This is a genomic window from Cyanobium sp. Aljojuca 7A6 (assembly GCF_024346455.1).
Classification (GTDB): domain Bacteria; phylum Cyanobacteriota; class Cyanobacteriia; order PCC-6307; family Cyanobiaceae; genus Cyanobium.
This window is the reverse complement of the sequence record NZ_JAGQCY010000009.1, coordinates 36,220-50,840: the sequence shown is the minus strand read 5'-3', so window position 1 is coordinate 50,840 and position 14,621 is coordinate 36,220. Positions and strand designations below refer to the sequence as shown.

The 14,621-nt window shown below is 61.7% G+C and carries 15 protein-coding genes; all 15 read left to right on the top strand.

Annotated elements, in window-relative coordinates; genetic code table 11:
* Positions 1 to 59: 59 nt before the first annotated feature.
* The 15 genes from KBY95_RS09465 (at position 60) to murF (ending at position 14,602) form a co-directional block, all read left to right on the top strand.
* Positions 60 to 821, top strand: a complete 762-nt coding sequence (locus tag KBY95_RS09465; protein WP_254964744.1) for a hypothetical protein — start codon at positions 60 to 62, stop codon at positions 819 to 821.
* 47 nt (positions 822 to 868) lie between these two features.
* Positions 869 to 1,507, top strand: coding sequence for a hypothetical protein (locus tag KBY95_RS09460; protein ID WP_254964743.1), 639 nt, complete (start codon positions 869 to 871; stop codon positions 1,505 to 1,507).
* A 148-nt stretch (positions 1,508 to 1,655) separates the two neighbouring features.
* Positions 1,656 to 2,852 (top strand): O-antigen ligase domain-containing protein, encoded by a 1,197-nt coding sequence (locus KBY95_RS09455; RefSeq protein WP_254964742.1) that lies wholly within the window; start codon positions 1,656 to 1,658, stop codon positions 2,850 to 2,852.
* Positions 2,853 to 2,954: 102 nt separating this feature from the next.
* On the top strand, positions 2,955 to 4,235 hold the full coding sequence (locus tag KBY95_RS09450) for a lipopolysaccharide biosynthesis protein (protein ID WP_254964741.1): 1,281 nt from the start codon (positions 2,955 to 2,957) through the stop codon (positions 4,233 to 4,235).
* Between the two features lie 177 nt (positions 4,236 to 4,412).
* On the top strand, positions 4,413 to 5,258 hold the full coding sequence (locus tag KBY95_RS09445) for a glycosyltransferase family 2 protein (RefSeq protein WP_254964740.1): 846 nt from the start codon (positions 4,413 to 4,415) through the stop codon (positions 5,256 to 5,258).
* A gap of 83 nt (positions 5,259 to 5,341) precedes the next feature.
* Positions 5,342 to 6,247 (top strand): glycosyltransferase, encoded by a 906-nt coding sequence (locus tag KBY95_RS09440; RefSeq protein ID WP_254964739.1) that lies wholly within the window; start codon positions 5,342 to 5,344, stop codon positions 6,245 to 6,247.
* Between the two features lie 10 nt (positions 6,248 to 6,257).
* The gene (locus KBY95_RS09435) at positions 6,258 to 7,289 is read left to right on the top strand and encodes a glycosyltransferase (RefSeq protein WP_254964738.1); all 1,032 of its coding nucleotides are present in this window, start codon (positions 6,258 to 6,260) and stop codon (positions 7,287 to 7,289) included.
* Positions 7,286 to 7,741, top strand: coding sequence for a PssD/Cps14F family polysaccharide biosynthesis glycosyltransferase (gene pssD, locus KBY95_RS09430; protein WP_254964737.1), 456 nt, complete (start codon positions 7,286 to 7,288; stop codon positions 7,739 to 7,741). The genes KBY95_RS09435 and pssD overlap by 4 nt, the downstream gene beginning before the upstream one ends.
* Positions 7,738 to 8,217, top strand: coding sequence for a glycosyltransferase (locus KBY95_RS09425; RefSeq protein ID WP_254964736.1), 480 nt, complete (start codon positions 7,738 to 7,740; stop codon positions 8,215 to 8,217). The genes pssD and KBY95_RS09425 overlap by 4 nt, the downstream gene beginning before the upstream one ends.
* Positions 8,214 to 9,215 (top strand): sugar transferase, encoded by a 1,002-nt coding sequence (locus KBY95_RS09420; protein ID WP_254964735.1) that lies wholly within the window; start codon positions 8,214 to 8,216, stop codon positions 9,213 to 9,215. Before KBY95_RS09425 ends, KBY95_RS09420 begins: the two co-directional genes overlap by 4 nt.
* On the top strand, positions 9,212 to 9,712 hold the full coding sequence (locus KBY95_RS09415) for an ATP-binding protein (RefSeq protein WP_254964734.1): 501 nt from the start codon (positions 9,212 to 9,214) through the stop codon (positions 9,710 to 9,712). Before KBY95_RS09420 ends, KBY95_RS09415 begins: the two co-directional genes overlap by 4 nt.
* 532 nt (positions 9,713 to 10,244) lie before the next feature.
* Positions 10,245 to 10,832, top strand: a complete 588-nt coding sequence (locus KBY95_RS09410) for a L,D-transpeptidase (RefSeq protein WP_254964733.1) — start codon at positions 10,245 to 10,247, stop codon at positions 10,830 to 10,832.
* 60 nt (positions 10,833 to 10,892) lie between these two features.
* Positions 10,893 to 12,437, top strand: coding sequence for a glycogen synthase GlgA (gene glgA, locus KBY95_RS09405; RefSeq protein ID WP_254964732.1), 1,545 nt, complete (start codon positions 10,893 to 10,895; stop codon positions 12,435 to 12,437).
* 24 nt (positions 12,438 to 12,461) lie between these two features.
* Positions 12,462 to 13,181, top strand: a complete 720-nt coding sequence (locus KBY95_RS09400) for a hypothetical protein (protein WP_254964731.1) — start codon at positions 12,462 to 12,464, stop codon at positions 13,179 to 13,181.
* The gene (murF, locus tag KBY95_RS09395) at positions 13,181 to 14,602 is read left to right on the top strand and encodes a UDP-N-acetylmuramoyl-tripeptide--D-alanyl-D-alanine ligase (protein ID WP_254964730.1); all 1,422 of its coding nucleotides are present in this window, start codon (positions 13,181 to 13,183) and stop codon (positions 14,600 to 14,602) included. Before KBY95_RS09400 ends, murF begins: the two co-directional genes overlap by 1 nt.
* Positions 14,603 to 14,621: the final 19 nt, after the last annotated feature.

Here is a 14,621-nt window from a genome sequence, read left to right as displayed (position 1 = left end):
AAGACTTTCCACCGATCATCAGACGACTCAGGCCTAAGGTGCAGGCAATGCAAGAACCCTTGGGCAAGGCGACGCGACTGTTTGCCGAACAGTTTCGAAATATTCCTGGGTTGAAGGCACCCGATCCAAAGGGATGGTGGATAAAACTGAGTCGAACCGACAAGCTTCGCTGGAGTCGCTACCTATTCGTGTCCACATGTACGAATGGTTTGATATGGGGCACCAGTATTCTGTATCTTGCACTTGCCAAGCCTGTCTATACCAGTTCTTGGGCTTTAATCCTACCTGGAAGCGCTAACGCTGTGAATTTAAGCCTGCCTGAGATTGGTCAAGCCACGGCATCAAACGAGTCCCTTGGCTTGGCTACATTTGATCCTCGTGCAAACTATGAATACATCTTCGTTAGCGAGCAGGTCATCGCACGAGCTGCCAAGATTGCCAATATTCCTAAGGCGGATTTCGCCAAGCCTCGCATTAAGAACATTGATAATACGACGCTGATGCAGATTGATGCCACCGGTCCATCTCCTGTAGATGCACGCAAGCGTGCCTATGCGTTGCATGACGCCATTGTAGAGCGTCTTAATGAGCTGCGTGTCAGCGAGATCGAGCAACGCAAGGTCCAGCACAGAAGATTCTGCTTGAAACACAGCAGAAGCTTGAGACTGCTCAAAAGCAAGTTTCCGCATACAAGCGCCAGTCTGGCCTCACTTCTACAGAACAGGTTGAAATCCTGTCGGCAAATATTGAACAGCTACGCAAACAAAGAGCCGAACTTGCTGCTCTACAATCGCAGGCTGAGAGTCGATTGCAGAAGTTGAGTCGTAGCCTGGGTCTGTCTCCTTCAGAGGCCACAGACGCGTTCAAGTTGCAGGTTGATCAGATCTTCCAACAGAATGTGAAGGACTACAGCGAAGCCACGTCTATACTCAAGGTCCAACTGTCCAAGTTTGGACGCAATAACCCTCGCATTCTCAAAGAAATCAAGCGCCAAGTGGCTGCCAGACAGGCAATGAATCAGCGTGCCAAAGAGTTGCTCGGTCGCGCTCCATCAGCCCAGACTCTCACAAAACTGGCGTTAACTGGTGGCAGTTCGGGCCGCGATTCACTTTTCCAGAACTTGGTGAACTACCAGTCAGATGCTTCAGGTGCAGCCTCACAGGTTCGCAAGCTTGATCAACAAATCAGCGCTTTGGAGGGGCGACTCCGGTTGATGTCCCAGAAGCAGTCTTCTTTGGAGAATCTTAAGCGGAATGAACAGATAGCAGAAGCAGTCTTTGCATCCACATTGGCAAAATTGGATCTTGGTCAGGCGAACATTTTCGCAGCATTCCCGCTGATTCAAATAGCTGTGGAGCCATCCTTTCCAGAAAAAGCTACGTCACCCAAGCGATCGTTGGTGCTTGCTGGCTCAGCATTTGGTTCCATCCTGACGACTGTAGGTTTTTGGATCCTATGGATCCGCAAGCCTTGGATCAAACGGGTCGCCAATTGGATTTCTACATAACAAGGGGTGTTCATTGGGACTTAAAACGCTTCTTTCAAGAGCCTTCCAGTCTGAGGATGATCTTCAGCCGAAAAATTGGCCAGAACGTTTGGTCTGGTGGTCGATTGTTTGCACCTACCCTATCTGGCTAGTCGGTGGGCTCTATGTTGTGGGTTCTGTTCTGTGCTGGCTACTCCTGGGTTGCCTGCTGATCAAGATCCTGGCCCGAATGGATCACCCAGAAGACAATGAAGAAATTTCCATATCACCCGTGATCTGGCTTTGGATCATCGGCATGATCATCATGGAAGTTGCCTTGATTGCAGGACATGTGAACTTCAACCTAGGGACTGGAGCGATCATCAAGTCCACGATTGGTTGGGCCAAAGGCTGGGCCGCCCTGGCGCTCTATCCATTGGCAGGAGCTCTGCCGATTCGCAGCAGCATCCCTACACGTGCCATTTGCATCGTGGGCTTTCATACGCTCCTCATCATGCCGCTCCTTCTGCTAAGCCCGCATCTAGGTCTGCCAGAAGTGCTCTACGTCTCGCCATTGAGAGCTGTCGGTGGTCCAGGAAATGAATTCTTTGATGTTCCTCTCTACGAAATTGACGGTAGCACTGGTGACCTTCGCTGGCGCCTGTTCTCTCCATGGGGACCTGCTCTTGGATTTGTTGGCAATATCAACTTCATGATATGTCTGCTGGAAAAAGATCGGAAATGGAAGGCTCTTGGCATCATTGGATCCATCGTCATGTGCTTTGTCTGCAAGTCGCGGCTTGCCCAGCTTGCCATCATCTTGATCCCAACTGTTACGGCGATCGTTTCCAGGCTCCGCAAGCCGTCTATGCTGATTTCACTTGGCTTTCTTTCTTATCTTGGTGGAATCTTTGCCACTTCTATTCTGACTGCTATAAACGACTACTGGGAAGGATTTAAAGGTGCTCGCGCTGGCTCTACGCGTGTTCGCTTTGCGCTAAAGCGCATCGCGTTCCATCGCTGGGAGACAGAGGCTCCGATTTGGGGGCATGGTGTTGTCGAGGGCGGGCCCCATCTGGTTGAGTACATGGCCATTGGCTCCCATCACACCTGGGCCGGAGTCCTTTTTGTCAAAGGGATTGTCGGCTTCGTCGCTCTGGCTGTTCCCATGTTGGTTACGGCGCTTGATCTATTGCGTCGTGCTGCCAGTCCCCGCTATCAACTTGGTTCGGCTGGGCTGGGAATCATCATTCTCCTATTTATGTATACATTTGGCGAGAATCTCGAGATCTTGGTCTATCTCTTCTGGCCTGGAATGCTTATCATGGGAATGGCTCTACAAGAGAAGAAAAGCCAGCTCCAGCCTGAAGCTCAGCCCGCATCGTGAGTCACCCGCTCTGCCAGCCGTTATCAGCTTTGATGCCATGATGGTCTATCCAGAGGCAGGAGGCTGTCCAATGACAGCTCGGACGCGTGGGGTTAGCCATTGATGGGCCTGCTCAGAAACCTGAAACAGTTCATCCCGAAGGATCGATTCATCCGCAACATCGGCTGGATGGGTGTGGGTGAGGTGGGGATTCGAGTCTCGCGGCTCTTGGCCACGGTTCTTCTGGCCAGGCTGCTAAGCCCCAGGGACTATGGCCTGGCGGCCATCGTGTTGACGTCCGGCGAGCTTGTCAAGGTCTTCACACGCAACGGCATCGGCGACAAGATTGTGCAGGCCGATGCGGATGAGGTCCAGGAGATCTGTCAGACGGCATGGAGTCTGAACTGGCTGATCGGATTCAGCCTATTTCTTATCCAGATCATTGGTTCGTTTCTCTTTGCCAGGATCTACAACGACAACGCACTGATCGTGCCGATCATCGTGGTGAGTTTCAGCTATCTGATCTACCCGCTCTCCATGGTGCAGTCGGCACTGGTGCGCCGGCAGAATCGGCTGAAGTTCTACAGCATGACCAACCTCACTGCCGTTGCCACCGAAAACCTGCTGACGGGGATCTTTGCACTGATGGGGATGGGTATGTGGGCGATCGTGCTTCCCAAGTTGTTGGTGGCTCCGGTCTGGGTTTCTATGATGCTGCGCTTCGAACCCTGGCGGCCCGCACTGTCGTTCACGCTCAAGCGCTGGAAGTCCGTGCTGCAGTTCGGCAGTCGCATCCTCGGGGTGGAATTGCTCAACACCTTTCGGGAGAATGTGGACTATCTCCTGATCGGTCGCTTCATTGGCGTCAAAGCGCTTGGGGTGTACTACTTCGCCTTCAACGCCGGACTGGGTCTGAGTCTGAGCGTGATCAATGCCCTGTCGGTCTCCCTGTACTCCGACTTCTGTGACGTCCGCAGCCAACCCGCCGTCCTCAAGGAGCGCTTCCACAAGAACCTGCTCACCATCACCAAGGTGATCGTGCCCGTCGTGGCGCTGCAGTGCAGCCTTGCGCCTCTGTATGTACCGATCGTCTTTGGCCGACAGTGGGTGTCGGAGGGGGCGGTGCCGATTCTGATGCTGATCTGCCTGTCGGCCCTGTCCCGCCCCTTCGCCAACGCCTCCTCCATGCTGTTCCGCGCCGTGGGCTTGCCCCAGGTGGATCTGCTCTGGAACCTGGCCTTCACGGTGGCACTCACCGTGGCCATTCTGATCGGCACGACCTGGGGATCCCTGGGCGTGGCCGTGGCCGTGGCAGCGGCCCATCTCACGCTTCAGCCGATCTACCTGTTGATGGGGCAGCGATTGCTAAGAAGGATTCAGCTGTCTCAGCCGGCAAGCCTGTGAAACACTCTCTCATGCCTGAAGCTTGACATCAATCGCACCGTTGAGGACGCGGGCAACGCACAGTTAAAGTGATAGAAGCTTTCAAGCCCTGCTGCCACCGCCGCAGGCCTGGGTCACGTTCGTGGTGCCAAGGGTGCCATAAGAGCCTGCCTTGACGTCCGCCCGCCTGATTCACTCGTGAAGATCTACGCCATCTGCCTGATCAAGAATGAGGGCGACGTCATTGCGGATTGTCTGGTTCATGCGCTGAAGTTCTGCGATCGAATCTTTGTTCTTGACAATGGCAGTACGGATGGCACCTGGGAAACCGTGAACACCCTGGCTCGGCAGTATCCAGCAATCGTGATTGAAGAGCAACTTCTGGTGCCATTCCGCGATGGGATGCGCTCGGTCGTCTACAACAAATACAACCACGAACTGGGTGATCAGGATTGGTGGCTCAGGCTGGATGGGGATGAGTTCCTCGAAGGGGACCCCAGGGATGTGCTGGCCAAGGCCAACCGTGAAAAAGCTGACTTCGTGACGGCCTGGAATCTTCAGTTCTACTACACAGATGCCGATTACAAGAACTGGGCGGCCGAGAAGCTTGAAACCAACCGACCCATCACCGAACGACGCCGCTACTACTCCGCCAATTGGCGCGAGTACCGCTTCTTCCGCAACCAGCCCCATCAACCCTGGAACGAAGCGTTGGCCCCCCAGTGGCCCAACGGACTCACCAAAGCCTGCTCGCAGCGTCTTTACAACCGCCACTACCCCTACCGCACGCCTGACCAGATCAAGGAGAAGCTTCAGGCCCGTTTCGGCCATGAACAGTTTCGCCATATCGACTCGGTCGACTGGACATCCAAGCTGATCCCTGCGCGTCAGCTGCACCATTTCCAGGAGGGTCAGCCACCAACCATCAACCAGTTCGATTACTACGCCAAGCGCCTGCGGATGCTGCGGATCACCCTGATGGGGCGTTTCAAGGCTTTCCTGCGTCGGCTGCTCGGTGGTCACCGCTCCAGCCATACCTCGTAACTGAACCGATGGCGGACATTGATCATCACGAGACCGCTGCTGTTGTTCCAGACCTCACAGAGCTGGAAACTACGGCAATTTCCGTGGTGGTTCCGATCTACAACGCGGCAGCGCACATCGAGCAAACCCTGCACTCCGTTCAAAACCAGAGCCTCAGCAACTGGGAACTGATCGCCGTGGATGACGGGTCCACCGACGACAGCCTCGGCATCGTGTCCCGCCTGTTCGGGGATGATCCCCGGGTGCACCTGGTCAGCCAGCCCAACGCCGGGGTCTCGCTGGCCCGCAATCGCGGCGTGGCCCACAGCAGTGCGCCACTGATCGCCTTCCTCGATGCCGATGATCTCTGGCATCCCGACAAACTGCGGCTGCATGTGGACTACCACGCCAACCATCCTGATGTGGGGGTGAGTTTCGCCCGCGTCGCGTTCCTGTCCCCTGGGGGGACAGCCACCGGCCTGCTGGCGGCCCGGCCCCGTCCATCGCATCGGCCGGTGGATTTTCTCTGTGAGAACCCCACCAACACCACCTCCAACTGGGTGCTGCGGCGGCAGGTGTTCGATTCCGTGGGCGGATTCGTCCCCGACATGAGCTATTCGGAGGATCTGGAATGGCTGCTTCGGGTGGCTTGCGATGGCCGCTGGCCTATCGCCGGGTTGCCCCAGGTGCTCACCTACTACCGCACCTCGGCCGGGGGACTGTCCTCGAGCCTGCAGCGCATGGAGCGAGGCTGGCTACGGCTAATCCAGGAAGCCCGTCGTTATGCGCCGGAGCTGGTGGCAAAGCACTTCGCCACGGCCCAGGCCATCCACCTGCGCTACCTGGCCCGGCGCTCCCTGCGTCTGGGGGGAGCGCCCGCCATCGGCACCGACTTCATGCTGCGGGCCTTGCGCTCCGATTGGCGGATCCTGCTGCGGCAGCCGCGCCGTACCGTGTTCACAGCCCTCGCCGTCTTTGCGCGCCAGCTGCTGGCCCCCTTCCGCCCGTGAGCCCACTCCCATGAGCCAATGTCCCCTGGTGTCGGTGGTGATGCCGCTGTACAACTCGGCTGCCACGGTGAGGGAAAGCCTGGAATCTGTGCTCGCCCAGACTTACCCCAACCTGGAGATCCTGGTGGTGAACGATGGCTCCACCGACGATGGTGTGGCGATCTGCCAGGGGTACGAGGATCCACGCGTTCGTGTGCTGCATCAGCAGAACCGGGGCCTGGCCGGGGCCAGGAACACAGGCATCCGGCAGGCCCAAGGGGATTTTCTGGGATTTCTGGACAGTGATGACCTGTGGCTGCCCACCAAGGTGGAGCACCATGTGGCCCATCTGCAAGCGCGGCCCGAGGTTGGGGTCAGCTTTTCCCGCTCCGAGTTCATCGATGAGAGCTCCAGGCCAATCGGGATCTACCAGATGCCGAGGCTGCAGGACATCACCCCGGAGATTGTCTTCTGCCGCAATCCGATCGGGAATGGTTCGGCTGTTGTCATTCGGCGGGATGTGTTTGCCGCCATTCGCTTTGAGGCGAATCTCTATGGCGAGGTGGAAGACTTCTTCTTTGACGACAGCTTCCGTCAGTCCGAAGACATCGAGTGCTGGCTGCGGATTGTGCTCCAGACCCAGTGGCGGATCGAGGGCATCCCAGAGGCGCTGACGCTCTACCGCATCAGTGACGGCGGACTCTCGGCCAACCTGATGAAGCAATACGCCTCCTGGGAGCGCGTTCTGCTCAAGACCGAAGCCAGCCACCCGGAGTTCATCGCCCAATGGGGCTCCAGGGCCCGCGCCTATCAGTTGCGCTATCTGGCCCGCCGGGCCACCCGCCAGCGGGATGGTGCCCTCGCCGTGCGACTGCTGAACCAATCCTTGGCCACCGATTGGAGGGTGCTGCTGGAGGAACCCCGGCGCACCCTGATCACCCTGCTGGCGGCCTATCTGCTGCGGGTGCTGCCGGAAGGTCCCTATCGCTGGTTGGAGGGCCGGATGCTGCGCTCCACCGGAGCCAGCCAGCAACGGCGCATGCGCGGGGAACGCAATCCATGAAAATCCTGCTGGTCTGTTCTTCAGGGGGACATTTCAAGGCACTGCAGCAGCTGGGCGATTTCTGGCAGCGCCATCCCCATCTCTGGGTCACGTTTCGAACCGCCACAACGGAAACGGCCCTGGCCCAGGAGCGGGTCCTCTGGGCCCACAGCCCCACCAACCGCAACCTGCCGAATCTGCTGCGCAACCTGGGGCTGGCGCTGCAGGTGATCCGCAGCGAGCGGCCGGACGTGATCCTTTCCACCGGCGCCGGTGTTGCCGTTCCCTTTCTTCTGCTCGGTAAACTGTTTGGATGCAAGACCGTGTTCATCGAGTCCGTGACCCGCATTCAGACGCTCAGTCTTTCGGCACGACTCGTCCATCCTTATCTTGATATTTTGTACGTCCACTGGCCCCAGCTGCAGCGTCGCTATCCGCGGGCCGAACTTGTCCAGGGCAAGGTGAGATCATGATTCTTGTCAGCGTCGGCACGGAGCAGTTCCCCTTCAACCGGTTGATGCAGTGGGTTGAGCTCTTGATCCAACGGGAGCTCATTGATGAGGATATTGTTGTTCAATACGGCACTTGTACGTTTCTTCCCAGTGGCACCACCGTCTACCGCTTGGTGAAGGAAGAATCCTTTCGGGCGCTGGTACAGAAGGCGCGGGTCGTGATTGCCCATTGCGGCGAGGGTACGGTGCTGTTGCTTGATGAAATGCAGCAGCCTTTCATTCTTGTGCCACGCAGCGTTCGTTATCAGGAGCACGCCGACGACCACCAGGTCGAACTCGCCCTGGCCCTGACGGAGATGGGTGTACCGATTGCCTGGAGTCCGGGTGATCTGGTTCGCTTTCTCCAAGCTCCTTTCAAGACCTCGATCAGTGATGTGACCGACAGCTCCGCCCAGTCCCTGTGCCGCAGTCTTCAGCGCCATTTTTCTCCGGCATGACAGCTCCCCAATCCCCCAACGCTGCTGTCGTCAGGACCGTACAGAACGGCCTCCTGATCCTTCAGCTGCCACCTCGGCTCACCGTCCGCGAAGCGGTGGCCTTCCGTGAAGGTTTCGCCCGTTGGCTGGGCGACGCGGAAGGACTACGGGAAGTGATCCTGGATTTCGGCCGGACCGCGATCATCGACAGCAGCGGCATCGGTGCCCTGGTCGGCGCCATCAAGGCCGCCAAGGAGCACGGCGTTCCTCTCAGCGCCTGGAGTTTGCAACGGCAGGTGTTCCTGGCGTTGCAGATGACGGGACTGGAGAAGCTGTTGCCTGTGGCGGCCCATTCCGAGGGCCTGCTGCCCCAGCTCTCGCGCAGCGAGGATCAACGCCCCCCCCTGACCCATCCTTCCGTACGGTCCGGAGTCAAGCGGTTCCTGGACATCTGTGGGGCGCTGGTCGGACTCGGGGTCACGGCGTTGCTGTTCCTGCCCATGGCGCTGGCCATCCGGCTGGACAGCCCGGGGCCGATTCTGTTCAGCCAGGTTCGCTGCGGCTGGATGGGTCGTCACTTCCGCATCTGGAAGTTTCGCTCGATGGTGAGCAATGCGGAGAAGCTCAAAGGCAGTGTGGTCAACCAGGCCCAGGGAGCCTTCTTCAAAAACGACAACGACCCCAGGATCACCAGGGTGGGTCGCTTCCTGCGCAAAACCAGTCTTGATGAGCTGCCCCAGTTCTGGAATGTGCTGATCGGCGACATGAGTCTGATTGGAACGCGGCCAGCCACACCCGATGAAGTCAGTCGCTACGCCATTCCCAGTTGGCAGCGCTTTGATGTCCGCCCCGGGCTGAGTGGCGAATGGCAGGTGAGTGGCCGGTCGTCGATCCGTGACTTTGAAGATGTGATCCGACTCGACCTCCGCTACCAACAGAACTGGAGTCTTGGCTACGATCTCAAGCTGATTGTCAGAACCTTCCTTGTGCTTCTCAGCAAGGATTCGGGGGCGGCATGACCTCCACCGCGTCGGCGGACTCAGGCCTGCCGGGCAGGGTTCTGGCCGTCAACAGCGATCTTGATGAACTGCAGACCGTACTCTCCTGGTTTGAGCGGCAAAGGCACTTCGGCGTACCAACGGATCTCTGGATGCAGGCCCAGCTGGGGCTTGTGGAAGGTTTCACCAATGCCGTTCGGCATGCCCATGGCCACCTGGTGGCGCCGCCACCGGTGCAGCTTTCGCTGCACGTCTCCAGCCGTCTGTTCCGCCTTCAGATCATCGATCACGGTGAACCCTTCGACTTCCATGCCGCCCTGGCCAGGGTGGAAGCGGAGATCACAGCCAGTGGCCAAGATCCCCTGGCCCGAGAGGCCCATTGGGGACTGGTGATGTTTCTGAAGCTTCAGAAGGAGTATGGATGGACGATCAGCCATGGCCGACGCGATGACGGAACCAATGACCTCTCCCTGAGCCATCCGCTCACGGCCGATGAATCGGCCGGCGGGTCATGCTGAAAAACTCTGGATGGCAACGGGCAGGTTGGAAGACCGACCAACGGGTCCAGAGGTGGAGGTAGTAGTTGGTCCCCTCCGGTCCCCGTCCCCATCCATTGTCCAGATTCTGGCCCCAGAGGATGCTGTTGGCTTCCAGTGAGAGTCTCTGCTGCCTGGGGAATTTCATCAAATCGCCCCGGTAGAGAATTCTCCGGCCCCTGTAGAAGAAGCCTGCCTCCATGGCCAGGCCCCGTAGCTTCTCGTCCAACCTGAACCAGACTTTTTTGCTCTTGTGCAGCAACCAGAAGCTCCTTGAGCAGGTTGGCGGTACGGCGTCGTTCTTGTAGCTGTAGAGAACGCCGGGATGGTGTTGAAGGGATCCAAGCGATGATGCCGTGATCTCCAGACCCATGAGCAGAGCGGCAGACGTCCTGGCAGCGATTGGATGCAACCGTCCCTACTGTCGCCGCCATCTCTGTAAACGTAGCTGGACGCTCTGCCAGGCCAGTCTTCGCCATGGGCCCGTGGCACCGCCTGGCTGGCTAACCTCAGGGTGCTGTCCCGCGCTGTCTGCCACCCGATCGTGTTTCGCCGCGCCACCCGACCCCTGGCCGTTGCCCTGTTCGGCTCCATGGGCGTGTTGTTGGTGTCGATGCCTTCCCTCGCCGCCGAACCGCCATCCGAAACAGCCGCCGTCAGCGCTCCATCTCTCCAGCTGGTGTTGAACCGCCGCAAGAGGTTGCTGACGGTGATGGAAGGCGAGCGGGAATTGCGCCGCTTTCGCGTCGGTGTGGGCATGCCCGGCTGGGAGACGCCGGTGGGCTCGTTCAGCGTGATCCAGAAGACCGCCTATCCGATCTGGGAGCACCCGGCCAAGGGCGTGCACATTCCCCCGGGACCCACCAATCCCCTCGGCTCCCGCTGGATCGGTTTTCACCGCGACTGCAAGGGCCGGAGCGGTTTCAACGGCCAGGAGCACCTGGAGGTGAAGGGGTGCGTGACCTCCGGCTTCCACGGCACACCGAACCGCGCCAGTGTCGGCGGCGCCGTGTCCCATGGCTGCGTGCGGCTCTTTGACGAGGACGTCAAGGAGCTGTTCGAACTGGTTCAGGTCGGCACCCCGGTGACGGTGCTGCCCTGAGGCCATGGAGCTCACCGGGGCAGCCCGTAGAGTTCCTGGCGCACCAGGGATCAAGGGCGGATGAGGGTTCTGTTTGCCGCTGCGGAGTGCGCTCCGATGATCAAGGTGGGGGGCATGGGAGATGTGGTGGGCTCCCTGCCACCGGCCCTGGCGGCCCTGGGCCACGACGTGCGCATCATCCTGCCGGGCTACGGCAAGTTGTGGAGTTGCCTGAAGATTCCCACGGAGCCGATGTGGCGCGGCCACGCCATGGGCACCGATTTCGCCATCTACGAAACACGCCACCCCAGTTGCGGTCTGCCCATCTATCTGGTGGGTCATCCGGTGTTCGATCCGGAGCGCATCTACGGCGGTGAAGACGAAGACTGGCGCTTCACCTTCTTCGCCAACGCCACAGCTGAGTTCGCCTGGAACGGAGGCTGGAAGCCCCAGGTCCTGCATTGCCACGACTGGCACACGGGCATGATTCCGGTGTGGATGCACCAGGACCCTGAAATCAGCACGGTGTTCACCATCCACAACCTGCGTTATCAGGGCCCCTGGCGCTGGAAGCTGGATCGCATGACCTGGTGTCCCTGGTACATGCAGGGCGACCACACCATGGCGGCGGCCCTGCTTTATGCCGACCGCGTGAATGCCGTCTCGCCCACCTACGCGATGGAGATCCGTACGCCCGAATACGGCGAGCGCATCGACGGCCTTCTGAACTTCATCAGCGGCAAGTTGCGCGGCATCCTCAACGGCATCGACACCGAGGACTGGAATCCCGCCACCGATCCCACCCTGCCGGAACCGTTCTCGGCCGACGATCTCTCCGGCCGCAGCGCCAGCAAGCGGTTGCTGCAGGAACGCATGGGGCTGGCTGTGAGTCCCCGCAGCTACCTGATGGGCATGGTGAGTCGGCTGGTGGATCAGAAGGGGGTCGACCTGCTGCTGCAGGTGGCCGACCGGGTGCTGGCCTACAGCGACAGCCAGTTCGTGGTGCTGGGAACGGGTGAGCGCGGCTACGAATCGGGTCTGTGGCAGATGGCGGCCCGCCACCCCGGCCGCTTCGCCGTGTTCCTCACCTACGACGACGCCCTGTCGCGGCTGATCTATGCGGGCAGCGATGCCTTCCTGATGCCGAGCCGCTTTGAGCCCTGCGGCATCAGCCAGATGCTGGCCATGCGCTACGGCTCGATTCCGGTGGTGCGCCGCGTCGGCGGCCTGGTGGACACCGTGCCCCCCAACGATCCCAGTGCCGGCACCGGCACGGGCTACGGCTTCGATCGCTACGAAGCCATCGACTTTTACACCACGATCGTGCGCTCCTGGGAGGCCTACCGCAACGGGCCCAGCTGGCAGGAGCTGCAGCGCCGGGCCATGACCACCGACTTCAGCTGGAACCGCTCAGCGCTCGAGTACGACGCCATGTACCGCGAGGTCTGTGGCGTCAAGGAGCCCACCCCCGACGCCGCCCAGGTGGAGCGCTTCTCCCAGGGCCAGGGGGCCGATCCCAGCCTGTTGCACGACGACCCCAGGCCGGATGTGGCCAGCAAGGAGCCCCCGCCGGCCCCGCGCCCCCGCAACCCCCTGGCCCTGCTGCGTCGCCGCAACGACTCCTGAGCCCGCCCCCCGTGTCCGGCGCCCATGGCTGATCCGGTTCCACCCGCTTCCGATCTACCGGCGCCCTACGCCAGCCCCTGGGGCCAGCTGGGCGGTGCCCTGCGGGCCGTGCTGGCCTCGCTGCGCCTGAAGCTGCGTGAACTCTGGCGGCGTAATCGGGAGGGGGACCTGTCGGTGCCGGGCTTCTGGCCCCAGGGGCTGGCCCCCCTGTTCTGGCCGTTGCTGCTGGCGGCCCTGCTGACGCTGACCCTGGCGCTGGCGGGGAAGGCCTGGGGCGTGTTATCCCATCGCGCGCCGTCGCCGCCCCCGGCAGCGCGTCCCGCAGCGCCGCTGCTGGCCCCGGCGACCGAGGAGGCCCCGACCGTCTCTGCGCCGGCACGTGTCGCCCCAGCGCCCGTGACCGCGCGCGCGCCCATACCGGAGCCGGAGCCAGCACCGCCGCCACCGCCACCTCCATTGGAGCTCGATCCCCTCCTGGCGCTGCTGGCCCAGGACGATCCAGAACATCTGGTCGCCTCGGTCCATCCGGAGCCCAGCGAAGGCCGGCTGGTGCTCACCATGGCGCCGAGCTACGCCGCCCTCAACGAAGCGAGCCGGCGGCGATGGGCGGAGCGCTGGCAGCAGCGCGCCCTGGCCCTGGGCTACGAATGGCTGGAGCTGGTGGACGGCCAGCAGCGGCTCCTGGCCCGCGGGGCCCTGGTGGGATCCGGCATGATCCTGCTCGATCCCGGGGCCTCAGGCTGATGTCGCTGCCGTTTGAGCCCTTGCGCCAGCTCTGGGGCGAACCCCTGATGGCCCCAGGCCGCACCGCACCGGACTCCTTCGCCGGCGTGAGCACCGACAGCCGCGGCGATCTGGCCGATGCCCTGTTCGTACCCCTGGTGGGCGAAACCTTTGATGGGCACCGCTTCGTGGCCGCCGCCCTCTCCGCTGGTGCGGTGGCAGCCCTGGTGCAGAGGGACCGCCTGGATGGGGACGTCGTGGCGCAGCTCGTGGCCAGCGGCGGCGGGCCGATCTGGCTGGTGGAAGACACCCTGGTGGCCTACCAGCAGCTGGCCCTGCTGTGGCGGCGGAGGCTCGGGTTGCCTGTGGTGGCGGTGACCGGCTCGGCGGGCAAGACCACGACGCGGGAACTGATCAAGGCCGCCCTGGCATCCCTCGGGCCGGTGGTGGCCAGCAGCGGCAACGAGAACAACGACGTGGGGGCGCCCCTCACCCTGCTGAAGGCCAACGAGGCCACGGCGGCCCTGGTGGTGGAGATGGGGATGCGGGGCCTGGGGGAAATCGATCGGCTCAGCCGCTGCGCCGAGCCGGATGTGGCCGTGATCACCAACATCGGCACCGCCCACATCGGACGGCTGGGCAGCCGCGAGGCGATCGGGCAAGCCAAGTGCGAGATCACCGCCGGCCTGGGGCCCGACGGGGTGCTGGTGATTCCGGCCGGGGATCCGCTGCTGGAGCACTCCCTGGCGAGGGTCTGGGGGGGACGGGTGCTGCGGGTCGCCCTGGAGGACGAGCTGGCGACGTTCCCGTCCGGGATCCCGGCGGCGGACCTGGTGGGGCGGCTGCAGGGCGCTTGCCTCGATCTGGTGGGTGGGCCGAGCCTGCGGCTGCCCCTGGAGGGGCGCCACAACGCCCGCAACCTGCTGCTGGCGGTGGCGGTGGCCCAGGAGCTGGGCGTGCCGGCAACGTCTCTTGAGCCTCTGGCGGTGGAACTCCCAGGCGGCCGCGCCCGACGCTGGCGGCTGGGCGGGGTGGAGCTGCTCGATGAGACCTACAACGCTTCCCCGGAAGCGGTGCTGGCGGCCCTGGATCTGCTGGCCGCCACGGACGCCGGGGCGGGGGGCCGTCGCTACGCGGTGCTGGGCACGATGCTCGAGCTCGGGGAGCGCAGCCTTGAGCTGCATGCGCAGGTGGCAGCACGGGCCCTGGCCCTGGGCCTCGACGGGCTGCTGATCGTGGCCGCCGGCGCCGAAGCGCAGGCGATGGAAGCCGCCGCTGCCGGCCTGCAGCGGCTGCAGCGGGTGGACTCACCCGAAGCGGCCGCTGCCGTGCTGCTCGGCTGGCTGCAGCCCGGGGATCGGGTGCTGCTCAAGGCCAGCCGCGGGGTGGCCATGGAGCGGGTGATTCCCCTGCTGGAGGCGGCCCTCGGACCAGCCACTTGAAGCACGGGCTCTGTCCCAC

Bases quoted from the DNA above. Each gene is read 5' to 3' on its own strand.
- KBY95_RS09425 (WP_254964736.1), top strand. From the start codon at position 7,738: ATGATTCTTGTCAGCGTCGGCACGGAGCAGTTCCCCTTCAACCGGTTG.
- KBY95_RS09420 (WP_254964735.1), top strand. From the start codon at position 8,214: ATGACAGCTCCCCAATCCCCCAACGCTGCTGTCGTCAGGACCGTACAG.
- murF (WP_254964730.1), top strand. From the start codon at position 13,181: ATGTCGCTGCCGTTTGAGCCCTTGCGCCAGCTCTGGGGCGAACCCCTG.
- KBY95_RS09400 (WP_254964731.1), top strand. From the start codon at position 12,462: ATGGCTGATCCGGTTCCACCCGCTTCCGATCTACCGGCGCCCTACGCC.
- KBY95_RS09415 (WP_254964734.1), top strand. From the start codon at position 9,212: ATGACCTCCACCGCGTCGGCGGACTCAGGCCTGCCGGGCAGGGTTCTG.
- pssD (WP_254964737.1), top strand. From the start codon at position 7,286: ATGAAAATCCTGCTGGTCTGTTCTTCAGGGGGACATTTCAAGGCACTG.
- glgA (WP_254964732.1), top strand. From the start codon at position 10,893: ATGAGGGTTCTGTTTGCCGCTGCGGAGTGCGCTCCGATGATCAAGGTG.
- KBY95_RS09435 (WP_254964738.1), top strand. From the start codon at position 6,258: ATGAGCCAATGTCCCCTGGTGTCGGTGGTGATGCCGCTGTACAACTCG.
- KBY95_RS09450 (WP_254964741.1), top strand. From the start codon at position 2,955: ATGGGCCTGCTCAGAAACCTGAAACAGTTCATCCCGAAGGATCGATTC.